The sequence below is a fragment of the Streptococcus infantis genome (genome assembly GCF_047464715.1).
GTDB lineage: Bacteria > Bacillota > Bacilli > Lactobacillales > Streptococcaceae > Streptococcus > Streptococcus infantis_S.
Genome location: NZ_JASHBJ010000006.1, coordinates 14,612 through 37,413, shown reverse-complemented (window position 1 = coordinate 37,413; position 22,802 = coordinate 14,612). Strand labels below are relative to the sequence as shown.

General features: G+C 41.1%; 22 protein-coding genes. 18 read left to right on the top strand and 4 right to left on the bottom strand.

Translation table 11 applies throughout. The features are described from left to right. Positions 1-16 precede the first annotated feature (16 nt). The 6 genes from purE (at position 17) to purB (ending at position 5,349) form a co-directional block, all read left to right on the top strand. Positions 17-508 (top strand): 5-(carboxyamino)imidazole ribonucleotide mutase, encoded by a 492-nt coding sequence (purE, locus tag QM419_RS08250; RefSeq protein ID WP_414278456.1) that lies wholly within the window; start codon positions 17-19, stop codon positions 506-508. Beyond that, positions 495-1,586, top strand: coding sequence for a 5-(carboxyamino)imidazole ribonucleotide synthase (purK, locus tag QM419_RS08245; RefSeq protein ID WP_414278455.1), 1,092 nt, complete (start codon positions 495-497; stop codon positions 1,584-1,586). The genes purE and purK overlap by 14 nt, the downstream gene beginning before the upstream one ends. A 398-nt stretch (positions 1,587-1,984) precedes the next feature. Continuing rightward, complete coding sequence (locus QM419_RS08240) at positions 1,985-3,022, top strand: hypothetical protein (RefSeq protein ID WP_414278454.1); 1,038 nt, start codon at positions 1,985-1,987, stop codon at positions 3,020-3,022. After that, complete coding sequence (locus QM419_RS08235; RefSeq protein ID WP_414278453.1) at positions 3,015-3,155, top strand: hypothetical protein; 141 nt, start codon at positions 3,015-3,017, stop codon at positions 3,153-3,155. The genes QM419_RS08240 and QM419_RS08235 overlap by 8 nt, the downstream gene beginning before the upstream one ends. A 76-nt stretch (positions 3,156-3,231) precedes the next feature. Further along, positions 3,232-3,843 carry a DUF6037 family protein gene (locus QM419_RS08230; protein ID WP_414278452.1) on the top strand — a complete coding sequence of 204 codons (612 nt, stop codon included), beginning with the start codon at positions 3,232-3,234 and terminating at the stop codon, positions 3,841-3,843. A 207-nt stretch (positions 3,844-4,050) separates the two neighbouring features. After that, the gene (purB, locus tag QM419_RS08225; RefSeq protein WP_414278451.1) at positions 4,051-5,349 is read left to right on the top strand and encodes an adenylosuccinate lyase; all 1,299 of its coding nucleotides are present in this window, start codon (positions 4,051-4,053) and stop codon (positions 5,347-5,349) included. 44 nt (positions 5,350-5,393) lie between these two features. Here the strand turns inward: purB and strH are convergent, their stop codons facing one another. Both strH and QM419_RS08215 read right to left on the bottom strand, forming a co-directional pair. Continuing rightward, positions 5,394-9,311 carry an LPXTG-anchored beta-N-acetylhexosaminidase StrH gene (gene strH / locus QM419_RS08220; RefSeq protein WP_414278450.1) on the bottom strand — a complete coding sequence of 1,306 codons (3,918 nt, stop codon included), beginning with the start codon at positions 9,309-9,311 and terminating at the stop codon, positions 5,394-5,396. A 270-nt stretch (positions 9,312-9,581) separates the two neighbouring features. Continuing rightward, entirely contained in the window at positions 9,582-10,298 is a 717-nt protein-coding gene (locus tag QM419_RS08215) for a GntR family transcriptional regulator (RefSeq protein WP_414259846.1), read from the bottom strand. Positions 10,299-10,619: 321 nt separating this feature from the next. On the opposite strand from QM419_RS08215, the gene QM419_RS08210 reads away from it, so the two are divergent. From QM419_RS08210 to QM419_RS08180, 7 genes are all read left to right on the top strand, one after another. Then, the gene (locus QM419_RS08210) at positions 10,620-12,407 is read left to right on the top strand and encodes a glycoside hydrolase family 35 protein (protein ID WP_414278449.1); all 1,788 of its coding nucleotides are present in this window, start codon (positions 10,620-10,622) and stop codon (positions 12,405-12,407) included. Next, positions 12,404-12,880, top strand: coding sequence for a PTS sugar transporter subunit IIB (locus tag QM419_RS08205; protein WP_414278448.1), 477 nt, complete (start codon positions 12,404-12,406; stop codon positions 12,878-12,880). Before QM419_RS08210 ends, QM419_RS08205 begins: the two co-directional genes overlap by 4 nt. 26 nt (positions 12,881-12,906) lie before the next feature. Further along, positions 12,907-13,812: a PTS mannose/fructose/sorbose/N-acetylgalactosamine transporter subunit IIC gene (locus QM419_RS08200; protein WP_016466413.1), complete on the top strand. Its 906-nt coding sequence runs from the start codon at positions 12,907-12,909 to the stop codon at positions 13,810-13,812. Continuing rightward, positions 13,799-14,620 carry a PTS system mannose/fructose/sorbose family transporter subunit IID gene (locus QM419_RS08195; RefSeq protein WP_263394237.1) on the top strand — a complete coding sequence of 274 codons (822 nt, stop codon included), beginning with the start codon at positions 13,799-13,801 and terminating at the stop codon, positions 14,618-14,620. The genes QM419_RS08200 and QM419_RS08195 overlap by 14 nt, the downstream gene beginning before the upstream one ends. Positions 14,621-14,623: 3 nt before the next feature. Beyond that, entirely contained in the window at positions 14,624-15,028 is a 405-nt protein-coding gene (locus tag QM419_RS08190) for a PTS sugar transporter subunit IIA (RefSeq protein ID WP_006149628.1), read from the top strand. Positions 15,029-15,127: 99 nt separating this feature from the next. Next, complete coding sequence (locus QM419_RS08185; protein WP_414278447.1) at positions 15,128-16,291, top strand: SIS domain-containing protein; 1,164 nt, start codon at positions 15,128-15,130, stop codon at positions 16,289-16,291. A gap of 13 nt (positions 16,292-16,304) precedes the next feature. Further along, a complete protein-coding gene (locus QM419_RS08180) occupies positions 16,305-17,342 on the top strand; it encodes an aldose epimerase family protein (protein ID WP_414278446.1) in 1,038 nt (345 codons plus the stop codon). A gap of 44 nt (positions 17,343-17,386) precedes the next feature. Here the strand turns inward: QM419_RS08180 and rnjA are convergent, their stop codons facing one another. Then, the gene (gene rnjA / locus QM419_RS08175; RefSeq protein ID WP_004250408.1) at positions 17,387-19,066 is read right to left on the bottom strand and encodes a ribonuclease J1; all 1,680 of its coding nucleotides are present in this window, start codon (positions 19,064-19,066) and stop codon (positions 17,387-17,389) included. Between the two features lies 1 nt (position 19,067). Continuing rightward, positions 19,068-19,301 carry a DNA-dependent RNA polymerase subunit epsilon gene (locus QM419_RS08170; protein WP_049496700.1) on the bottom strand — a complete coding sequence of 78 codons (234 nt, stop codon included), beginning with the start codon at positions 19,299-19,301 and terminating at the stop codon, positions 19,068-19,070. A gap of 272 nt (positions 19,302-19,573) precedes the next feature. Here QM419_RS08170 and QM419_RS08165 point away from each other — a divergent pair, with 272 nt between their 5' ends. The 5 genes from QM419_RS08165 to QM419_RS08145 all read left to right on the top strand — a co-directional run bounded on the left by QM419_RS08165 (position 19,574) and on the right by QM419_RS08145 (position 22,683). After that, positions 19,574-19,780, top strand: a complete 207-nt coding sequence (locus QM419_RS08165; protein WP_414259842.1) for a hypothetical protein — start codon at positions 19,574-19,576, stop codon at positions 19,778-19,780. A 110-nt stretch (positions 19,781-19,890) separates the two neighbouring features. Further along, a complete protein-coding gene (tsaB, locus tag QM419_RS08160; protein ID WP_414259841.1) occupies positions 19,891-20,574 on the top strand; it encodes a tRNA (adenosine(37)-N6)-threonylcarbamoyltransferase complex dimerization subunit type 1 TsaB in 684 nt (227 codons plus the stop codon). Then, positions 20,571-21,008 (top strand): ribosomal protein S18-alanine N-acetyltransferase, encoded by a 438-nt coding sequence (rimI, locus tag QM419_RS08155; protein ID WP_414278445.1) that lies wholly within the window; start codon positions 20,571-20,573, stop codon positions 21,006-21,008. Before tsaB ends, rimI begins: the two co-directional genes overlap by 4 nt. Further along, positions 20,998-22,008: a tRNA (adenosine(37)-N6)-threonylcarbamoyltransferase complex transferase subunit TsaD gene (gene tsaD / locus QM419_RS08150; RefSeq protein WP_414278444.1), complete on the top strand. Its 1,011-nt coding sequence runs from the start codon at positions 20,998-21,000 to the stop codon at positions 22,006-22,008. The genes rimI and tsaD overlap by 11 nt, the downstream gene beginning before the upstream one ends. 66 nt (positions 22,009-22,074) lie before the next feature. Next, a complete protein-coding gene (locus QM419_RS08145; RefSeq protein WP_414278443.1) occupies positions 22,075-22,683 on the top strand; it encodes a hypothetical protein in 609 nt (202 codons plus the stop codon). Positions 22,684-22,802: the final 119 nt, after the last annotated feature.

The following is a 22,802-nucleotide window of genomic DNA, read 5'->3' as shown; positions in this document are numbered from 1 at the left end:
AAAGAAAAGGAAAATTATGACTAAACCAGTAATTTCCATTATCATGGGATCAAAATCCGACTGGGCAACCATGCTAAAAACCGCCGAAGTTCTCGATCGCTTCGGTGTAGCCTACGAAAAGAAAGTTGTCTCTGCCCACCGTACACCAGACCTCATGTTCAAACATGCCGAGGAAGCACGGAGTCGCGGTATCAAGGTCATTATTGCAGGTGCGGGTGGCGCAGCCCACTTGCCAGGGATGGTAGCAGCCAAGACTACACTTCCAGTCATCGGGGTACCTGTCAAATCACGTGCCCTTAGCGGTGTGGATTCTCTCTACTCTATCGTTCAGATGCCAGGTGGGGTGCCTGTCGCAACCATGGCGATCGGTGAAGCAGGTGCGACTAACGCGGCCCTCTTTGCCCTCCGTCTCCTCTCAGTAGAGGATCAGGCTATCGCAACAGCTTTGGCAGATTTCGCAGAAGAGCAAGGAAAAATCGCAGAGGAGTCTACAAATGAGCTCATCTAAAACAATCGGAATTATTGGTGGCGGTCAGCTTGGTCAGATGATGGCCATTTCTGCTATCTATATGGGTCACAAGGTTATCGCGCTGGATCCTGTAGCGGATTGTCCGGCCTCTCGCGTAGCGGAAATCATCGTGGCTCCCTATAACGATGTGAACGCCCTTCGTCAGTTGGCAGACCGATGTGATGTTCTCACTTATGAATTTGAAAATGTGGACGCCGATGGTCTTGATGCTGTTATCAATGATGAGCAACTCCCCCAAGGAACGGACTTGCTCCGCATTTCTCAAAATCGCATTTTTGAAAAGGACTTTCTCTCAAACAAGGCCAAAGTCACCGTTGCACCTTACAAGGTTGTGACCTCAAGTCAAGACTTGGCAGATATCGACCTATCGAAAAACTATGTCCTCAAGACGGCGACCGGTGGTTACGATGGCCATGGTCAGAAGGTCATTCGTTCGGAAGCAGACTTGGAAGAAGCCTATGCACTAGCTGATTCAGCAGACTGTGTCTTGGAAGAATTTGTCAACTTTGACCTTGAGATTTCTGTCATCGTGTCAGGAAATGGCAAGGATGTGACGGTTTTCCCAGTTCAGGAAAATATCCACCGCAACAATATCCTGTCTAAAACCATTGTGCCTGCTCGCATTTCTGATAGTTTGGCTGAAAAAGCAAAAGAAATGGCCGTGCGAATCGCTGAACAACTCAAGCTGTCTGGAACGCTTTGTGTAGAAATGTTTGCGACGGCTGATGATATTATTGTCAACGAAATTGCCCCACGTCCACATAACTCAGGGCACTACTCGATTGAAGCCTGTGACTTCTCACAGTTTGATACCCATATTCTCGGTGTTCTAGGAGCGCCACTCCCAGCAATCAACCTTCATGCGCCAGCTGTCATGCTCAATGTCCTCGGCCAACACGTCGAGGTCGCTGAAACATATGTGACAGAAAATCCAAGCGCTCACCTCCACTTATATGGTAAACTAGAAGCAAAGCACAACCGCAAAATGGGACATGTGACTTTGTTTAGTGATGTGCCTGACAATGTGGCTGAGTTTGGGAAAGGGATTGATTTTTAATTTATGAATCTTACCTATTGTGTCGAAAAGTGGAGTTTTTAGGAATATTAATGAATTGAGGTAGAGTACTATGAAATGTGCAAACTGTGGTAATACTGATAGTAATAGATTGTGGGATGAAGGTGATACATTCTACTGCTCAAAGTGTGCGCACCGAACACTTTATGCAACAGGTGAGGATGACTTAGTGGAATGTCCATGTTGTCATAAAATGAGGGATAGAAAAGCATTTTATTGTAGAAATTGTAATGATACTTGGTAGGGAATTATAAGAAATCTCAATTGTTTATTTGCAAGTGTATGACAAACAAGAAAAAACACAACCACAAAATGGGTGTGTGAACTTGTTTAGTAATGAGACATACGAGGTTTTGAGGGGATAAGGTAGGAGCTGCAAAATGAGAGAGTTAGCTTTAAAGAACGATAAACTCATTGAGGAAGAGAAAAATAGTAATCAACTTGATATTAGATTTTCTCGAAATAAAAGTAAGATGTTTGAAAAAGTTGGGAATTATTTTACAACGATCATTAACTCCTATAATGAAGTGAAACAGAATATTGATCCTAAAGAAATATATGTTGTTAAATTTACTCAAGAACAGCTAAACAAATTTAATAGTGGAGATATTAATTTTCAAAAAACGGCTGATATGGAGTCTTTATTACCAAATTTTGTATCAAAAGGGACTAATAACGATATTGTTTCATTGGCTAGACTGGAAAAAATTGTATTAGACAATCCTGAAGCTTTACAAAATGTCATGACAAATGTAAATCGGTTGGTTGAAGCTCAAAAAGTAGATGAACTGGAGTTATTACTGTCAGAAGTAAAACAGATTTCTTTAGATATTAAACAAGGTCAAAAAGATGATAGGCGGTCCAAAATATTGGGTGCAGAAAGTACAATAGAGCAAGCTTTATTAATGAGCGATGAAAATCCTCAAAAAGAGCATCTGTTATTGAATGCGATTAATCAGTTAAACGAAGGGCAAGCATCTATTATAAAAGAATTTGAAGGAGTTGTGGCTAAAAATTTATCCATCCCCCAAAATAATTTTATATTGTTATTAAAATCAGCTTTGGATAACAATTTTAATGAGAGCGTCTCAGATAGCTTTGCAGAATTAAATGACCAATTCTCATATATTGTAAAGGCAAGTGATTTACTAGCTAAAATATACACAGTGACAGGAAACAATGGATTAATTGACACTGTTTATGCACCTATCAAGACCTTAATACACGATAACCATGAGTATGTCTCAAAATTGGTAGAATTGCAGGACATAAGTATTGAGGAGCAAAGGCGGTTAAAATGGTGTATTGAGCCGATTGATTTTATTGGAAAAATTGGAGCAACTGAATTGTCAGATGATGATATTATTACAATTGAATTTTCAGGTCAGGAATTATTAAAGGGAGTAGAAAATGGATAGAAACCAAGCACATAAGATTGGGAAAATTATAAATAAGCCTGTTAAATTTGTAAAGGAAAATGCAGGGAAAACGGCAACAGTACTTACTGCAGTTGTTTCAGTAGTTGCATTTATTGACGGCAGAAAAAAATAGAATTACTGTCATATATAGAATTAGATTTGGATAAAAGACTACATTTTAAATTGAAAGGTAGGAGAATAATCTTATCATGTTAGAAAATCTCAAAGACTTAAAAAATGATATGGTGGCAAAGCAATGGACTATCTGTAGTTTTATCTTTATCTATAAAAGAGTAGAGTATATCGTCCTTGTAAAGCGATTTGTTGGTAGGGAGCAAAGGATTGAAAAGTACGCATCAGTGAAGCTACATTTTATAGAAGCTGATAATTTAGTCCATGAGTTACAAGTTGAGGCAAATAATCAAAGATTGTTCGTAGAAGCTAGAATTTTAAGAGAATTTTTTGGAATTGAGTATGGTGATAATTTAGGTGATATACTAAAGCAATTCACAAATCAATTAGGTGATTCAGTACCAAAAAAAGTTCCTGAACAAAGAACGGATAATGAACAAGTAGCTTTAGTAAGTTCTCTAAGTAAGAGTGACGCAGAGAATCCGAATAAAATTTATTGTTATGGTGTAAAAAGAAATTCAAACGGGGGACAACGAAGTGAGTTTAATTCAGATAAAACCAAATTGTTGCGACCAAATTTGTTTAGATATTTTGAAACTGACACTAGTATCAGTTTCTGCTATAGTGATGATATCAATAAAGAAAATAATGATTCTGAAATTTTAAGAAAATTTGGTGAGATTAAATAGACATAGTTTTGTATTGACTGGTAATTTGTGATAAATATAATAGAAAACAACAATTATATTTTTGCAAATAACTATGATTACCTAATTATTCAACATTTAGAAAGTTATCTTGAGACTTTAGGCTCAAGATTTAGTCATGAGATTTCGAAGGAAGTTGCTGACATTCGTCTCGCTTAAGTGAAACATCAGAAGAAAGGAAAATAAAATATGATTGAAAGATATAGCCGCCCCGAAATGGCGAACATTTGGAGTGAAGAAAATAAATACCGTGCTTGGCTTGAGGTGGAAATCTTGGCTGACGAGGCATGGGCTGAATTGGGGGAAATCCCTAAGGAAGATGTGGCTTTGATTCGCGAGAAGGCGGACTTTGACATCGACCGTATTTTGGAGATTGAGCAGGAGACTCGTCACGATGTGGTGGCTTTCACTCGTGCGGTTTCTGAGACGCTTGGTGAAGAACGCAAGTGGGTCCACTATGGTTTGACTTCTACTGACGTAGTCGATACTGCCTACGGTTACCTCTACAAACAAGCCAACGATATCATCCGCAAGGATCTTGAAAACTTCCTTAACATCATCGCTGACAAAGCCAAAGAACACAAGTTCACCATCATGATGGGTCGTACTCATGGTGTGCACGCTGAACCTACAACTTTTGGTCTTAAGTTGGCAACTTGGTACAGCGAAATGAAACGTAACATCGAGCGTTTCGAGCATGCAGCAGCTGGCGTAGAAGCTGGTAAGATTTCTGGTGCGGTGGGTAACTTTGCCAACATCCCGCCATTCGTTGAAAAATACGTCTGCGACAAACTTGGTATCCGTGCCCAAGAAATCTCTACACAGGTCCTTCCTCGTGACCTTCATGCTGAGTATTTTGCAGTTCTTGCGAGCATCGCAACTTCTATCGAGCGGATGGCGACAGAGATTCGTGGTTTGCAAAAATCAGAACAACGCGAAGTGGAAGAGTTCTTTGCTAAAGGTCAAAAAGGATCTTCAGCCATGCCTCACAAACGTAACCCTATCGGTTCTGAAAACATGACAGGTCTTGCGCGTGTGATCCGTGGTCACATGGTAACAGCTTATGAAAACGTAGCCCTTTGGCACGAACGTGATATCTCTCACTCATCAGCCGAGCGCATCATTGCACCAGACACAACCATCTTGATCGACTACATGCTTAACCGTTTTGGAAACATCGTTAAGAACTTGACAGTCTTCCCGGAAAACATGATCCGCAACATGAACTCTACATTTGGTTTGATCTTCAGCCAACGTGCCATGCTTGCTTTGATTGAAAAAGGTATGACGCGTGAGCAAGCTTACGACCTTGTTCAACCAAAGACTGCCCAATCATGGGACAACCAAGTAGACTTCAAACCACTTCTTGAAGCAGATCCAGAAGTAACTTCACGTCTCACTCAAGAAGAAATCGACGAAATCTTCAACCCAACTTACTACACTAAACGAGTGGATGACATCTTCGAACGCATCGGTTTGGGTGACTAATTATAAAACAAAAAGCGAGATTATATCTCGCTTTTTGTTTGTACTTAATCTTTTTTCTTGCTAAGCCCATATGCTGTGAGAGCAGCCATGAGACCTGTAGCAATCAACCATTCTGAACCTTGGCTTCCTGTTTCAGGAAGTTTATTTTCTTTTGCTACAGGAGCTGTACCTTGAGGAAGTGCTTTGTTTTCCTCAGCAGGAACAGTTGCTGGAGCAAGTTCATTTGGAATTTCTAATTTTGGTTTTTCTTCTGCAACAGGAGCTGGCACATTTGGAATCTCTAATTTCGGTTTTTCTTCTACAATAGGAGCCGGTATATTTGGAATCTCTAGTGCTGGTTTTTCTTCCGCTACAGGAGCTAGTCCTTTTTCATCTCCCACATGCGTTACAGGAGTTCCGATTTCGATGATTTGAGTAACTGGTTCTTGAGCGACAACACTTGTAACCAATGTTTTAACTTCGCTTCCGTCAGCAGCAGTAGATACAGAATAGAAATGACTAAGACGTCCCTTAACGCCTTCGGTTACTACACGAGTTTCTCCCTTAGGTAAGGCATCAGTTTCACGAGTGATAGTTGTAAACGGAATTTCTTCGTCCTCGATGACAACACGTGGTTTTGCATCTGCCACAGGAGCAACTCCTTCTTCGTCTCCGACATGAGTGACAGGAGTTCCAACTTCAACAACTTGGTTGACAGCTTCTTTTGTGACTTTTTCTTCAAGAACTGTTTCGGTTTCTTTACCATTTTCAGTAGTAACTGAGACGTAGATTGTACGTTCGCCTTTGGCACCTTCAGTGACAACTTTTTCTTGTCCTGCTGGAAGGTTAGGATTTTCCTTCTTGACAGTCTCAAATGGAATTTCTTCCGTTCTTGTGATAAGCTCTGGTCGATTTTCAACGTTGGCAGCAACTTCATTTTCGTCAAGACTTCCTGAGTGAGTTGCAGCTGGTTTGAGGCCAAGTCTTGCAGCTTTAAGGTTGGCTACAAGCGTATCTAATTCAGCTTGTTTACTACGGTTGAGATTGTAGTTCAGAGCATCTTTTGCAGCCTTGAGAGCATCGAGGCTTTCTGTGCTATATCCTTCTAAGTTTTCAGGGATTTTAGCAAGTTCCTCACGTAGAGCCTTGTAGTCAGCACGGAAGTAGTCTTTGTTGTGGTCTGCAAAGGCAGTCATCAGTTCAAAGATTTCTTCTTCCTTGTACTCAGCTTGAGGTTTGTCCGCCCAGATGGCTAGCATACTACCAGTTGTTGGAAGATCGACTTCCGGATACTTGGTTGAAGCTAGTTGCTTGAATGGTACTTTTTCAGTATTTTCAATTGCTTTTGATAGAGGGTAGGCTTCGTCATTTTTATGATTGCCTAGAACATAGTACCAGTCTCCGTTAGTGTTAAGGATTTTGTAACCCTTACTTGCTAGATATTGAGGAGATGCAAGGTTGTAACCCCACCAGCCTTTAGACCAGTAAGAGATGATGACATCTTTATCAAACTCAACATCGTCATTATCATCGTAGTAGAAGCCATCGTTAAAGGCCATTGGCTGTAAGCCTTTTTCTTTAGCCATAGCAGCTAGACTATTTGAGTACTCAGCAAATTTACCATAGAGGCCATACCACTTGAGGTAGTACCAACCTTGAGCATTGGTAGCATCATTGGCATACTCATCTGTACCATAGTTAAAGATCTTAGTCTTACCTGCAAAGAAGTCCATGTACTTGCCAATAAGGGCTTTTGTAAAGTTCATTGCTTCTTCGTTTTCAAGGTCCATGGTTGTTTTTGAAACTTTATCAAAATTAGCTTGAGGGTTTGCGATGCCTAATTTTTCCATAGCGACAAGCATAGCATCCATGTGACCTGGGCTGTTGATAGCAGGGATGAGCCCGAGACCCTTATCTTTAGCATACTGGATAAGTTCAGTAATTTCAGCTTGGCTCAGAGTAGTTCCATTTGGATCATCGTAGTAAGCTTTTGTTCCTTCAATGATGGCATTTTTTACATCGTCGCTTGCATAGGTCTTGCCGTTTGCGGTGATCGTCATGTCATCCAAAAGGAAGCGAAGTCCGTCATTTCCAAGGAGGAGATGAATGTCAGAGTAACCAAGTTCGCTAGCCTTATCTACGATACGTTTGAGTTGATCTAAAGTAAAGTATTTACGGCCAGCATCGATAGAAATGACTTTATCTTTAGCAACTTTTTCAACTTCACGTTTAGCATCTTCTTCTTTTTGAGCTTCTGGAGTGAAGGTCAAGTTGCTAACGGCTTCTTGGAGTTTTGCAATCGCTTGGTCAATGCTATCTTGTTCAGCGCGACTAAGGTTGCTATCAAGAGAGCGAATAGCCTTTTCAGCTTCTTTAATAGCTGCTACGCTTTCGGCTGTATAGCGACTAAGGTCTGTTGGAACTTCTTTAAGAGCTTGTTCAGCAGACTCGTAGTCGGCAGCGAAATATTCAGCATTTGAGTTTGCGAATTGACGCATAAGCTTGAAGAGACGAGATGGAGAGTAGCGTGCAGATGGAGTATCGGCCCAAGCAGCTACCATACCACCGATAATAGGAATATCCGCACCTTCAGTTTTTGGAACAGAAGTAATCGGTGTGCTCTTAATACCGTTCAAACCTTGGTCCAGGTTATACCAACCTTGTCCGTCAGCATTACGACCGAGGACATAGTACCAAGCATCATTAGTATTGAGGATTTCATGTCCTTTTTCAACTAGTAATTTAGAAGAAGCAACATCGTAACCGCCCCAGCCACCAGTCCACATAGAGACGATGATATCTTTGTCAAAGGTGCCAAAAGTAGTGTCACTATTATAGTAGATACCATCATTAAAGGCCATTGGTTTCAGACCGTGAGACTTGACGATACGAGCTAGATCGTTAGCATAGGCGATGAATTTATCATAACCCTTATCTGGGAAGCCATCTTCTGGATACCATTTATAGGCTTGAAGCACACTCCATCCTTTGGCATCAGTAGCGTCATTAGCATACTCATCCAAACCGATGTTGAAGATTTCAGACTTGCCAGCAAAGTAAGCAGCGTATTTATCAATCAAAGCTTTTGTGAAGGCAACTGCTTTTTCATTATCAAGGTCAACAGTACGTGCAGATTCTTTACCAAAGTAGTTGAAGTTAGGTTTTTCAATGCCAAGTTCTTTCATGGCGTTGAGGATAGCATCCATATGACCTGGGCTATTGACTGTTGGGATAAGTCCAATTCCTTTATCCTTAGCATAACTAATCAAGTCGGTCATTTCACTTTCGGTTAAATGATTACCGTTTGGATCGTTGTAATAGGCATTGGTTCCATTTTCAACAGCATGTTTGACATCGTCACTTGCGTAAGTTTTGTCTCCTACAGTTAGGGACATATCATCAAGCATAAAGCGCAAGCCGTCATTTCCAACGAGGAGATGAAGGTCAGTGTAGCCGTAGTGTTTTGCCTTGTCGATGATTTCTTTCAGTTGGTCTGGAGAGAAGTATTTACGTCCAGCATCAATTGAGACGATTTTCTTTTTAGCCAGTTTTTCATTTACTTGAGCTGCTCGTTCTGTAGCGACTGCGGGTGCTTCGACCTTAGCAACTTCTTTGTTTTCTACCTTTTCTGGTTCTGACTGCTTAGCTTCTTCAGTTACTTCTGGTTTTGTTGGAGTTTCTTTGGTTGCAACAGTTTTTTCTACGACAGGTGCAGGAGCAACTTCAACTTTTGGAGCTTCAATAGTTGTTGCCGGAGCGGTTGGAGTAGCATTTTCTGTTGTTGGAGCAGTCTCGAGTTTTTCTTCACTCGTTGGTGGAGTGACTTCTCCAGTGGTTTGGACAGCAGGCTGATTTTCTGTTGGAGCAGGTACGACTCCGTCAGCAGCAACAGCTTGAGCCTGAAAGGCAAAGCCGATCAATACAGAAGCTGCTCCGATTGCATATTTACGAATAGAGAAGCGCTGTTTATTTTCTGGTTTCATTAAAAAACCTCCCCTTTTATGTTTTTGATAGCGTTTTCACATACTAACTCTATTGTATGTTCTAACTAAAATAAAGTCAAGTTTTTGAGGAAATTACTATAAAAAATAGAATAATTTATAAATTAAGATATATTTTTCTGGCTTTGACTATTTTTTAGTAAAAAAGGTTACTAATTATAGAATTGCTTGAAATGCTATTCTCTGAAAAGAGAGGCGGTGATATAATGGGTATATAAAAACCCTGAGACAGTTGCCTCAGGTTTTTTAAAATTAGTGATCACTGTTACGAGAGATGAATTTAATTTTGTAGAAATCAGAACGTTTATAAGTTTCGATGTATTCCAAAACTTGACCAGTTGCTTCAAGCTGAGTTGTCTTCGTTTGGAAAACAGTTGGGAATTTAGTGTCGATTCCTAGGATAGAAGCGGCATGTTTTGGAGTTGGAAATACAATTTCGTTAATTTCTTCAAAATGCTCGTCATTCATGTGAATGTGGTAGTCCAATTTGAAACGATTATAGATAGAACTATAGTACTCAAGATTTGGATAGTTGGCATTGATGTATTGTTCAGGAATATATGAACTGTGATAGATATAGATAACGCCATTTGTTTCACGAATACGTTCGATCTTGTAATAGAACTGATCGCCACGTAGGCCGAGTTTTTCTAAGTATTTAAGATCGTTCCCGCGTTCGATAGAAAGAACAGTTACTTTATCATCTTTTGTTTCGAAGATTTCTACATCAGAAAATTCAACGAGTTTATGTTTACGTGCACGAGCCACGAAAGTTCCCTTTCCTTGTTGGCGGACGATATATCCGTCTTTAGCAAGGTCATTCAAGGCACGGACTACTGTGATTGAACTAACATCATACATGGAAATCAATTCTGCTTCAGTGTAGAACTTGTCTCCACTAGCGAATTGGCCAGAAATGATCTTATTTTTCAATTCATCTTTAATGTATTGATACTTTGGAATTGCCATATTTTCACCTCATTTTTTCCTTCTCCATTTATCATTTTAACATAAATTCTTAAAAATAGCTGAATAGCACTAAAAAAAATTAAAATATCAGGATAAGAAATTAGAATACATATAAATAATTCGTGTTTTGCTCCTTGTTTTAGTTAGTTATTCAGAATGCTGATTTTATGGGATTTGTGGAGATTTTTAGAAAAGATTCAGTAAAAAAATAGAAAAATTTTAAAGAAAATTTCAAAAACTATTGACATTATTCCCCGATTGGTTTATAGTTGATATAACAATAAATGAAAGCGCAAACTTTTCGCTTTTAGGGGAGGAAGAATGGCAAGATTTGAAATTAAAGATGATTTCTATCTGGATGGGAAACCATTCAAGATTTTGTCTGGGGCCATTCATTATTTTAGAGTTCCTGCGGAAGATTGGCATCATTCATTGTACAACCTCAAAGCATTAGGCTTCAATACAGTTGAGACTTACGTCGCTTGGAACATGCATGAACCTGTTGAAGGACACTTTAATTTTGAAGGTGCTCTTGATTTAGAGAGATTTCTTCAAACTGCACAAGATTTGGGCTTATATGCAATTGTACGTCCTTCTCCATTTATCTGTGCAGAGTGGGAATTCGGTGGTTTACCAGCATGGCTCTTGACCAAGGATATGAGAATTCGGTCATCTGACCCGGCTTTCATTGACATGGTTGGTCGCTACTATAATCAGTTGCTTCCACGTCTAGTTCCGAGATTATTGGAAAACGGTGGGAACATTCTCATGATGCAAGTAGAAAATGAGTACGGATCCTATGGCGAGGACAAGACCTACTTGAGGGAAATTCGACGTTTGATGGAAGAACGAGCAGTTACTTGTCCGCTTTTCACATCAGATGGACCATGGCGAGCAACTCTTAAGGCTGGAACCTTAATTGAGGATGATCTCTTTGTGACAGGGAACTTTGGTTCCAAGGCTACTTATAATTTCTCACAGATGCAAGAATTCTTTGATGAGCACGGCAAGAAATGGCCACTCATGTGTATGGAATTCTGGGATGGCTGGTTTAATCGATGGAAAGAACCAATCATCAAGCGTGAACCTGAGGAATTAGCAGAAGCTGTCCACGAGGTTTTAGAGCAAGGCTCTATTAACCTTTACATGTTCCACGGTGGAACGAACTTTGGTTTTATGAATGGTTGTTCAGCTCGAGGAACCATTGATTTACCACAAGTAACATCTTATGATTATGACGCTCTTCTTGATGAAGCTGGAAACCCAACTGCTAAATATTTTGCAGTGAAAGAAATGATGGCGACTTACTATCCTGAGTATCCGCAATCTGAACCGCTTTACAAAGAGAGTATGGAAGTTGAAAACATTCCACTGGTCGAGAAAGTTTCTCTTTTCGAAACCTTGGATAGCCTGACAAGTCCGATTGAAAGTCTCTACCCTAAGAAAATGGAAGAGCTGGGACAAGGTTACGGCTACCTACTCTATCGTACGGAAGCAAGTTGGGATGCGGATGAAGAACGCATTCGAATCATTGACGGACGCGATAGAGCTCAACTCTTTATCGATGGTAAATGGGTGGCAACACAGTACCAAACAGAAATCGGTGAAGATATCTTTTATCAAGGTAAAAAGAAAACGCTCTCTAGATTTGACATCCTTATTGAAAATATGGGGCGTGTCAACTATGGACACAAATTCTTAGCAGATACACAGCGAAAAGGGATTCGCACAGGTGTTTGTAAAGATTTGCATTTCTTGCTCAACTGGAAGCAATATCCGCTTCCACTTGATAATCCCGAGAAGATTGATTTCTCTAAGGGATGGACAGAAGGGCAACCTGCCTTTTACGCTTATGACTTTGAAGTTGAGGCGCCAAAGGATACCTACTTAGACTTATCTGAGTTTGGTAAAGGGATTGCCTTTGTCAATGGTCATCATCTAGGACGCTTCTGGAACGTTGGTCCGACCCTATCGCTTTATATTCCGCATAGCTATCTCAAGGAAGGTGCTAACCGCATCATTATCTTTGAAACAGAAGGGGAGTATAAAGAACACATACATTTAACTCGTAAACCTACACTAAAACACATAAAGGGGGAAAACTTATGACAATTGTAGGATGCCGTATCGATGGGCGCTTAATTCACGGACAAGTCGCAAACCTTTGGTCTGCTAAACTTAATGTTTCACGTATCATGGTCGTTGACAATGAAGTTGTGAACAACGACGTTGAAAAAAGCGGCTTGAAACTTGCAACACCACCAGGTGTAAAACTTAGTATTTTACCAGTTGATAAAGCAGCAGCGAATATCCTTGCTGGTAAATATGATAGCCAACGTCTCTTTATCGTGGCTCGTAAACCAGACCGTTTTCTTGGTTTGGTAGAAGCAGGTGTTCCGCTTGAAACTCTCAATGTCGGCAATATGTCGCAAACACCAGAAACACGTGCTATCACTCGTTCTATCAACGTAGTTGATAAAGACGTGGAAGATTTCCGCAAATTGGCGGAAAAAGGTGTTAAACTTACTGCTCAAATGGTTCCAAATGATCCAGTTTCAGACTTTTTGAGCTTATTAAAATAGGAAAAAATTTTTAGGAGGTCATTGTTATGATACAATGGTGGCAAATTTTACTTCTCACTTTGTACTCAGCTTATCAAATCTGTGATGAGTTGACGATCGTTTCTTCTGCAGGTTCGCCTGTATTCGCTGGTTTCATTACTGGTTTAGTCATGGGAGATTTGACAACTGGTTTGTTTATCGGTGGTAGCTTGCAGTTGTTCGTACTTGGGGTAGGTACCTTCGGTGGTGCTTCTCGTATCGACGCAACTTCTGGTGCGGTTCTTGCGACTGCTTTCTCAGTTTCACAAGGAATCGAAACAGACCTTGCGATCACTACAATCGCTGTACCAGTAGCAGCACTTTTGACTTACTTCGACGTACTTGGTCGTATGACTACAACATTCTTCGCTCACCGTATTGATGCTGCGATCGAACGCTTTGACTATAAAGGAATCGAACGTAACTATCTTCTTGGTGCAGTTCCTTGGGCTCTATCTCGTGCCCTTCCAGTATTCTTCGCCCTTGCTTTCGGTGGAGAATTCGTACAAGGTGTTGTAAACCTTGTTAAAGAATACCAATGGGTTGCAGACGGTTTGACTCTTGCAGGTCGTATGCTTCCAGGTCTTGGATTCGCTATCTTGCTTCGTTACCTTCCAGTTAAACGTAACCTTCACTACCTTGCTATGGGATTCGGTTTGACAGCTATGTTGACTGTACTTTACTCAAACGTAACAAGTCTTGGTGGAGCAGTTGCTGGAATCATTGGCACTCTTCCTGCTGAAGTTGCTGAAAAAATTGGCTTTGTTAACAACTTCAAAGGATTGTCTATGATCGGTATCTCTATCGTGGGTATCTTCCTTGCAGTTGTTCACTTCAAGAACAGCCAAAAAGTTGCTGTAGCAGCACCTTCTACACCATCAGAAAGTGGGGAAATTGAAGATGACGAATTCTAATTACAAATTAACAAAAGAAGATTTTAATCAAATTAACAAACGTAGCTTGTTCACTTTCCAATTGGGATGGAACTACGAACGTATGCAAGCATCAGGTTACCTTTACATGATCTTGCCACAATTGCGTAAAATGTATGGAGATGGAACTCCTGAGTTGAAAGAAATGATGAAAGTTCATACTCAATTCTTCAACACTTCACCATTCTTCCACACAATCATCGCTGGTTTTGACCTTGCCATGGAAGAAAAAGATGGCGTTGCCTCAAAAGACGCGGTTAACGGTATCAAGACAGGTTTGATGGGACCATTCGCTCCTCTTGGAGATACAATCTTTGGTTCACTTGTACCTGCTATCATGGGATCTATCGCTGCAACAATGGCTATCGCTGGTCAACCTTGGGGTATCTTCCTTTGGATCGCAGTTGCAGTAGCGTATGACATCTTCCGTTGGAAACAGTTGGAATTTGCATACAAAGAAGGGGTTAACCTTATCAACAACATGCAAAGTACTTTGACAGCTTTGATTGAAGCTGCATCTGTACTTGGTGTATTCATGATGGGTGCTCTTGTAGCAACAATGATCAACTTTGAAATTTCATACAAATTGCCAATCGGTGAAAAGATGATTGACTTCCAAGACATCTTGAACTCAATCTTCCCACGTTTGCTTCCAGCAATCTTCACTGCATTCATCTTCTGGTTGCTTGGTAAGAAAGGCATGAACTCTACAAAAGCTATCGGTATCATTATCGTGCTTGCCTTGGCTCTTTCTGCTCTTGGTAAATTTGCACTTGGAATGGGCGCATAATTTATGACTAAATCATTGATTTTAGTGAGTCACGGTCGTTTTTGTGAAGAACTTAAAGGTAGCACAGAAATGATTATGGGACCACAAGACAACATTCATGCGGTGGCTCTTCTTCCAGAAGATGGACCAGAAGAATTTACTGCAAAATTTGAAGCTGCTATTGAAGGATTGGATGATTTCCTAGTCTTTGCAGATCTTCTTGGTGGAACACCATGTAACGTGGTGAGCCGTCTGATTATGGAAGGTCGTGACATTGAACTTTATGCAGGAATGAACCTTCCAATGGTTATTGAATTTATCAATGCAAGCCTAACAGGCATTGATGCGGACTATAAGAGTCGTGCTTCAGAAAGCATTGTGAAAGTTAATGATTTATTGGCTAGCTTCGATGACGATGAAGATGAATAAGATGTCAAAAACCATCTTATAAAAAATATACATGGGAATGGGAGCGACTCCCATTCCCATGTTTTCAATCATGAAACAATATTAGATTAGAGGTTTTCAATGCTAGATTATACAAAAGAAGATTTGCTTGAGTTGGGAGCAGAGATCACCACACGCGAAATTTACCAACAACCAGATGTTTGGAAGGAAGCTTTTGAATCCTATCAAGCCCGCCGTGATGAAATTGCCGCATTCTTGCAAGGGATTGCAGCTAAACATGACTACATCAAGGTTATCCTGACTGGTGCTGGAACTTCAGCTTATGTAGGCGACACCTTAGTTCCATACTTCAAGGAAGTCTATGACGAACGTAAATGGAATTTCAATGCTATTGCGACAACAGATATCGTTGCAAACCCACAAACTTATTTGAAAAAAGACGTGGCGACTGTTTTGGTATCATTTGCACGTAGTGGAAACTCACCTGAGAGTGTAGCAACAGTTGACTTGGCAAAAGCTTTAGTTGATGAGCTTTATCAAGTAACAATCACATGTGCGGCTGAAGGGAAATTAGCACTTCAAGCCCACGGTGATGATCGCAACCTCTTGCTCTTGCAACCAGCAGCTTCGAATGATGCAGGATTTGCAATGACATCAAGCTTTACTTCAATGATGTTGACAGCACTTTTGGTCTTCGATCCAACTGAATTTGCTGTTAAAGCTGAACGTTTTGAAGTGCTTTCTAGTCTTGCTCGTAAAGTTCTTGACAATGTGGCAGATGTGAAAGAATTGGTTGACCTAGACTTTAATCGAGTAATTTACTTAGGTACAGGTCCATTCTTCGGGCTTGCTCATGAGGCACAACTGAAAATTTTGGAATTGACTGCTGGTCAGGTTGCGACAATGTATGAAAGCCCAGTTGGCTTCCGTCATGGTCCAAAATCTCTTATCAATGAAGATACTGTAGTTTTAGTTTTTGGTACTACAACAGACTATACTCGTAAGTATGACTTAGACTTGGTTCGTGAAGTTGCAGGGGACCAAATCGCTCGTCGCGTTGTTCTCTTGAGTGATCAAGTCTTTGGACTTGAAAATGTTAAGGAAGTAGCACTTGGCTGTGGCGGAGTTTTGAATGACGTTTACCGTGTATTCCCTTATATTGTTTACGGACAGTTGTTTGCTCTTTTGACTTCACTTAAAGTTGGCAATAGACCAGATACACCATCACCTACAGGTACAGTAAACCGCGTCGTTCAAGGTGTCATTATTCACGAATTTAAATAATAAGGAGAGAAGGATGAAAGCATACACAGAACGTGTATTTGGGAAAGTTGATGACAAGGATGTTGTCGCTTATCGCTTTGAAACAGAAGCAGGTTACCAACTAGAAATCATGACCTATGGTGCAACGATTCTAGGCTATGTAACTCCTGATAAGGCTGGTAATTTTGCCAATGTTATCCTAGGCTTTGATGATTTTGACAGCTATGTAGGCAACAGTCCTAAACATGGAGCGAGTGTAGGTCCAGTTGCAGGTCGTATCGCAGGTGCGACATTTGAGCTTAATGGAAAAACCTATGAACTCGAAGTCAATAACGCAAGCAACTGTAACCACAGTGGCTCAACAGGTTGGGATTCTAGTTTGTTTGAGCTAGTCGAGGTGAGCGACCATGGTTTGACTCTTTACACAGAAAGAACAGACGGTACAGGAGGTTTCCCTGGGAATCTTAAAATCTGGATCAGCTACCACTTGGAAGAAAATGGTGCTTACGAAGTTAGCTATAAGGTGACGACGGACCAGGATACCTTGGTCAATCCGACCAACCATAGTTACTTTAACTTGTCTGGGGATTTCACTCAGACGGTTGACCGCCATGTTTTCCAATTGAACACTGAGGGTATCTATCCAATTGCTCCTGATGGTGTTCCAGCTAAAACTCCAGATGCTAATCGTGATGTGATCAAACATATTTACAATGGTGCCTTGTTGAAAGATATCTTTGCAGACGAAGATGAACAGATTCAACTCGTATCTGGATTGGACCATCCATTTGCTCTTCCTGCAGGACATGATAATGCTGGTTTCCTCTATGACCAAGGATCAGGTCGCTTCCTGCTCTTCAAGACAGAAGCACCTTGCTTTGTAGTCTACACAGCTAACTTTGTGGATGAGAGTGTCATTATCGCTGGTCAACCAATGATTCAACATAATGGGATTGCTCTTGAAGCACAGGCTTTGCCAGATGCTATTCATAGTGACCTGAAAGATCAAGTCATCCTCAAAGCAGGTGAAATTTTCACAAGCAAAACTCGTTACGAAATCGTTGTTAAATAATAAAAATTCTCTGAAGTCATAGGATTTCAGAGAATTTTTTATTATTATTCTTCATCTGGCGTGAGAATCATCGGAATGATGATTGGTTCACGTTCAGTATTTTCGTAAAGGAATGGTCGAATGGCGTTTACGATAGCACCGTTGACTGATTGGACGCTAGCATCCTTGTTTTTCAAAGCGATACGAATAGCATTGAAAAGGATGCGTTGACTTTGACGAATCAAGTCGCCAGATTCGCGCATGTAGACGAAACCACGACTAAGGATATCTGGTCCAGAAATAATCATTTGAGACTCAAAGTCTACCGTTGCGACAGCAAGTACAACACCATCTTCGGATAGGTCTCGGCGGTCTTTTAGGACTGCTGCTCCGATTTCACCGATCCGATTTCCATCGACGTAGATGTCTTGGGCATTGAAGTGACCTGCGATACGAGCAGAGTTTGCAGTAAGGGCAAGGACATCACCGTTGCTCATGATAAAGATATTGTCCTTCTCAACTCCAGTATCTACGGCAAGTCCAGCGTGGACTTTTTGCATGCGGTATTCACCGTGAACAGGCATGAAGTATTTTGGTTTGATGAGGCGGAGCATAAGTTTTTGCTCTTGCTGACCACCGTGTCCAGATGTATGGATGTTGTTAATCTTACCATGGATAACTTCAACACCAGCTTCAGAAATGATATTAATCAATTTGTTGACGCTAGTGGTGTTTCCTGGAATTGGGCTAGATGAGAAGATAACCGTATCACCAGGCTGGAGTTGCACCTGACGGTGGGTTCCGTTAGCGATACGAGAGAGAGCCGCCATAGGTTCACCCTGGCTACCCGTACAGAGGATAAGAATTTCACCCGCAGGGTAGTCTTTGATTTCATTTGGCTCGATAAAGGTTCCCTTAGGAGCCTTGATGTAACCAAGTTCAATCCCATTGACAATGGCTTTCTCCATAGAGCGCCCGAAGACAGCAATCTTACGACCTGTTTTAACAGCAGCATCAGTCGCTTGCTGGAGACGGAAGATATTTGAGGCAAAGGATGCAAAGATGATACGTCCTTCGATACCTTGGATAATCTTCATGATAGACTGGCCGACAACCTTCTCAGAGTTTGTAAAGGTTGGCACTTCAGCATTTGTCGAGTCAGAGAGTAAGCAAAGCACTCCGTCTTCACCTAGGGCTGCCATACGGTGCAAGTCTGCAGGTTCACCAACTGGTGTAAAGTCAAACTTGAAGTCACCCGTACAGACGATTTTCCCTTGAGGTGTATGGATGACGATACCCAAAGGTTCTGGGATAGAGTGAGTAGTTCTAAAGAAAGTTGCTTTAAGATTTTTAAAGGTCAACTCAGTGTTGTGGTTGATTTCGTGAAGTGTAGCATTGCGCAAAAGTCCATGCTCTTCGAGTTTTCCACGGATCAAAGCAAGGGCTAGTGGACCTGCATAGATAGGGATATTTGCTTGCTTGAGCAAGAACGGAATCCCACCGATATGGTCCTCGTGTCCGTGTGTAATCAAGAGAGCCTTGACGCGGTCGATATTTTCGACAATATAAGAGTAATCAGGGATAACGTAGTCGATACCAAGAAGATCATCCTCGGGAAATTTAATCCCTGCATCAACGATGATAATTTCGTCTTGGTATTCGATTCCGTATGTATTTTTACCGATTTCTCCTAGACCACCAATGGCAAAAACGCCCACTTCTTCTGGTTTAAGAGTATAGGCCATATTAGAACTCCGTAATTTCGAATGCGCCAGTTTCTTTTTCGTAGTCTAGCAATTTGTCTGACAAGAGCTCGATATATTCAACGTTGAATTCTGGACGGTTTTTTTCAACAAGTTCACGGGCAATGATACGTCCCTCAAGTTCTGAGTTAGCATCAATGTCTAAGTAAAGTGAGCGTGTTGTTTCACGACGTGGGCTACGGTCTTTTGTTTCTTGATAAAAAACTTTGTAAATCATGTGTTTCCTTTCTGTTTTCAGGTCAGCTGTATTCAAAAAATTACCAGCTTGAAGCTGTTTGTTTCTATTTCATTTTCTGCCTGTATTGACCTTGATTCGTTACAATTATCTCAATTATAACATAAAAAGGGGAATTAGTAAAAGCAGGAAACATGAAAGTAAGGAGCTTGAAATGCGTTTCATTTGACCTTGTATAAGTATTTGAAGACATAAGATGCAAGTGCTATAATAAAGTTAGAAAAGAGGTTTTTCCTTATGAAGGAGGGCAGGATATGTTTCAACTAGCCATTATTATTCGTCTTCTGGCCTTTGCGGTATTCGTTGCCTGTGTTTACGGAGGAAATGTTTTGTATACTCGGCTAGAGTATCGGAAAGCCAAACTCATTTGGAAGATTGGCTTCGTGACCCTTTATTCGTTTTTCCTTCTCCTGGTGACCTATGTGGTCTGGTTCGTATTTTACTTTGGTTTGAATACTTAAGTGCTTGTCCTGTCTGTTTGGCAGGACAATTTTGTTTCAAAACAAAGAAAATTCCCATGTGGCGGCTTTTGTAGTATAATAGTAAACAGACAAAAAGATAGGAATGTGTTATGAAAGTATTAGCTTTTGATACGTCCAGTAAGGCTCTGTCTCTAGCTATTTTAGAGGACAAGCAGCTTCTTGCTGAGACGACGATTAATATTAAGAAGAATCACAGTATTACCCTCATGCCTGCCATCGATTTTTTGATGACCAATCTAGATTTGACACCCAAAGATTTGGATCGAATCGTCGTGGCAGAGGGGCCTGGTAGCTATACAGGTTTGCGAATCGCAGTAGCCACTGCCAAGACCTTGGCTCATACCCTAAACATTGAGTTGGTTGGGATATCGAGCCTTCTAGCTCTGGTACCGAGCCAGCAGCAAGGTCTGGTTGTTCCCTTGATGGACGCACGTCGTAACAATGTTTATGCAGGTTTTTATGAACATGCTCAACCTGTCTTTCCAGAAGCGCATCTGTCCTTTGCGGAAGTCCTTGAGCAAGTCAAGGATGCTGACCAGGTAACCTTTGTCGGTGAAGTGGGTCCCTTTGTCGAGCAGATTCAAGAGCAATTACCACAGGCTAACTATCAAGAAACCTTACCAAATGTAGCGAATCTAGCTCTTTGGGCTTGGGATAAGGAAGCAGACTCTTTGCATGACTTTGTGCCAAATTACCTCAAGCGTGTAGAAGCTGAGGAAAATTGGCTTAAGAATCACGCCGAGTCTGACGAGTCTTACATTAAACGCCTATGATAGAAATCAAACGAATCCAACAGCAGCCTGATGTGGCACAAGCTATCTACGAAGTGATGACGGATGTTTATCCCGTCAGTCCTTGGACGTTGGAACAAATCCAAGCAGACCTGTCTCAAGACCAGACTTGGTATGCTCTAGCTTATGATGGGGAAGAAGTGATAGCTTTTCTAGCAATTCAGGAGAATCTTTTTGAAGCAGAAGTCCTGCAAATCGCTGTCAAGAAAGCCTATCAAGGACAGGGGGTAGCTTCAGCCTTGTTTGCGACATTGCAAACAGACAAGGAGATTTTCCTCGAAGTCAGAAAGTCTAATCAACGAGCGCAAGCATTTTACAAGAAAGAAAAAATGGCGGTCATCGCTGAGAGAAAGGCCTACTACCATAATCCAGTTGAGGATGCCATTATTATGAAGAGAGAAATAGATGAAGGATAGATATATTTTAGCATTTGAGACATCCTGTGATGAGACCAGTGTCGCCGTCCTGAAAAACGACGATGAGCTCTTGTCCAATGTCATTGCTAGTCAAATTGAGAGTCATAAACGTTTTGGTGGTGTGGTGCCAGAAGTGGCTAGCCGCCACCATGTTGAAGTCATCACAGCTTGTATCGAGGAAGCTCTGGCAGAGGCAGGGATTACCGAAGAGGACGTGACAGCTGTTGCTGTTACGTATGGACCAGGATTGGTCGGAGCCTTACTTGTTGGTTTGTCAGCTGCTAAGGCATTTGCTTGGGCTCATGGACTTCCTTTGATTCCTGTGAATCACATGGCTGGCCACCTCATGGCAGCTCAAAGTGTCGAACCTTTGGAATTTCCTTTGTTAGCTCTTTTAGTCAGCGGTGGACACACAGAGTTGGTCTATGTTTCTGAAGCTGGTGATTATAAGATTGTTGGTGAAACTCGTGATGATGCAGTTGGTGAAGCCTATGACAAGGTTGGACGTGTCATGGGCTTGACCTATCCAGCAGGTCGGGAGATTGACGAGTTAGCTCATCAAGGTCAGGATGTTTATGATTTCCCTCGAGCCATGATTAAGGAGGACAATCTGGAGTTTTCATTCTCAGGTTTGAAATCTGCCTTTATCAATCTTCACCACAATGCCGAGCAAAAGGGAGAAAGCTTGTCCAAGGAAGACCTATCTGCTTCCTTCCAAGCAGCAGTCATGGATATTCTCATGGCAAAAACCAAGAAAGCCCTGGAGAAATATCCTGTTAAAACCCTAGTCGTAGCTGGTGGTGTCGCAGCTAACAAAGGCCTCAGGGAACGCCTAGCATCAGAAATTACCGATGTCAAGGTTATCATTCCACCTCTACGACTTTGCGGAGACAATGCGGGAATGATTGCCTATGCTAGCGTTAGCGAGTGGAACAAAGAAAATTTTGCAGGCTTGGAGCTAAATGCCAAACCTAGCCTGGCTTTTGATACCATGGAATAGAGAGTTAGCCTAAGGTTAACTCTTTTATCTTGGACAAATGCCTGAGTTTTTTAGTATAGTAGAAATATGAGATTTAAAAAAACAATGAGTGTTGTGCTTGCTCTTGGAGCTTTATTGCTCTGTATGTCAGCTTGCCAGCATATTCCAAAGATACAATTGATTCTATTTGAGTCACTGTCATTCAATATGCCCCTCAAATCTCTTGAAAAAGTGTTTGGAGAAGCTGATGAAGTGATAGAAGAAACGGAAACCGCCTTTCGGGACACTTGGCATGCAAGGGATCCTTATTTCTATAAAACAGGCCGGCTTTTCTATCATTACGAAAATATTGCATTGAATGGTTATAAAGGTCGAGCGGATTTCACATTTTCAAAATCACATCGCTTGGAAGAAGTGACAGTTCATATTCCTGTAGCTTCAAAAATGGAGCAACAAGTAGCGCTCTACAATTTATCCCAGACTATAAAAAAAGAAATTGAAGCTCTTCCGACTATCAAATCCGTAACTACCGAGACAGTAGGATTATACGATGATGGCTATCGCTATAAAGTCAAATTGCAAGGCCAAAGGAGAGAACTCTGGGTTGATGTCTACCCGATAGAAGATGAATATACTGAAAAAAATGAAGGCTATAAGTATAGAATTCGAATTGATCAATTTCTCATGTATCCATAATGAACCATACTGTTCAGGGGCTGATACTTGCTATTAGTTTCAAATTCCAGACTGTTTTCTCCTCTTTGAATGTGTTATAATAATTTTTGCTGTGACTGTCTGGAAAGTAGTTGATGAAG

Excerpts from the sequence above, each read along its gene's own strand:
- purE (WP_414278456.1), top strand. The coding sequence starts at position 17 with ATGACTAAACCAGTAATTTCCATTATCATGGGATCAAAATCCGACTGG.
- purK (WP_414278455.1), top strand. The coding sequence starts at position 495 with ATGAGCTCATCTAAAACAATCGGAATTATTGGTGGCGGTCAGCTTGGT.
- QM419_RS08240 (WP_414278454.1), top strand. The coding sequence starts at position 1,985 with ATGAGAGAGTTAGCTTTAAAGAACGATAAACTCATTGAGGAAGAGAAA.
- QM419_RS08235 (WP_414278453.1), top strand. The coding sequence starts at position 3,015 with ATGGATAGAAACCAAGCACATAAGATTGGGAAAATTATAAATAAGCCT.
- QM419_RS08230 (WP_414278452.1), top strand. The coding sequence starts at position 3,232 with ATGTTAGAAAATCTCAAAGACTTAAAAAATGATATGGTGGCAAAGCAA.
- purB (WP_414278451.1), top strand. The coding sequence starts at position 4,051 with ATGATTGAAAGATATAGCCGCCCCGAAATGGCGAACATTTGGAGTGAA.
- strH (WP_414278450.1), bottom strand. The coding sequence starts at position 9,311 with ATGAAACCAGAAAATAAACAGCGCTTCTCTATTCGTAAATATGCAATC.
- QM419_RS08215 (WP_414259846.1), bottom strand. The coding sequence starts at position 10,298 with ATGGCAATTCCAAAGTATCAATACATTAAAGATGAATTGAAAAATAAG.
- QM419_RS08210 (WP_414278449.1), top strand. The coding sequence starts at position 10,620 with ATGGCAAGATTTGAAATTAAAGATGATTTCTATCTGGATGGGAAACCA.
- QM419_RS08205 (WP_414278448.1), top strand. The coding sequence starts at position 12,404 with ATGACAATTGTAGGATGCCGTATCGATGGGCGCTTAATTCACGGACAA.
- QM419_RS08200 (WP_016466413.1), top strand. The coding sequence starts at position 12,907 with ATGATACAATGGTGGCAAATTTTACTTCTCACTTTGTACTCAGCTTAT.
- QM419_RS08195 (WP_263394237.1), top strand. The coding sequence starts at position 13,799 with ATGACGAATTCTAATTACAAATTAACAAAAGAAGATTTTAATCAAATT.
- QM419_RS08190 (WP_006149628.1), top strand. The coding sequence starts at position 14,624 with ATGACTAAATCATTGATTTTAGTGAGTCACGGTCGTTTTTGTGAAGAA.
- QM419_RS08185 (WP_414278447.1), top strand. The coding sequence starts at position 15,128 with ATGCTAGATTATACAAAAGAAGATTTGCTTGAGTTGGGAGCAGAGATC.
- QM419_RS08180 (WP_414278446.1), top strand. The coding sequence starts at position 16,305 with ATGAAAGCATACACAGAACGTGTATTTGGGAAAGTTGATGACAAGGAT.
- rnjA (WP_004250408.1), bottom strand. The coding sequence starts at position 19,066 with ATGGCCTATACTCTTAAACCAGAAGAAGTGGGCGTTTTTGCCATTGGT.
- QM419_RS08170 (WP_049496700.1), bottom strand. The coding sequence starts at position 19,301 with ATGATTTACAAAGTTTTTTATCAAGAAACAAAAGACCGTAGCCCACGT.
- QM419_RS08165 (WP_414259842.1), top strand. The coding sequence starts at position 19,574 with ATGTTTCAACTAGCCATTATTATTCGTCTTCTGGCCTTTGCGGTATTC.
- tsaB (WP_414259841.1), top strand. The coding sequence starts at position 19,891 with ATGAAAGTATTAGCTTTTGATACGTCCAGTAAGGCTCTGTCTCTAGCT.
- rimI (WP_414278445.1), top strand. The coding sequence starts at position 20,571 with ATGATAGAAATCAAACGAATCCAACAGCAGCCTGATGTGGCACAAGCT.
- tsaD (WP_414278444.1), top strand. The coding sequence starts at position 20,998 with ATGAAGGATAGATATATTTTAGCATTTGAGACATCCTGTGATGAGACC.
- QM419_RS08145 (WP_414278443.1), top strand. The coding sequence starts at position 22,075 with ATGAGATTTAAAAAAACAATGAGTGTTGTGCTTGCTCTTGGAGCTTTA.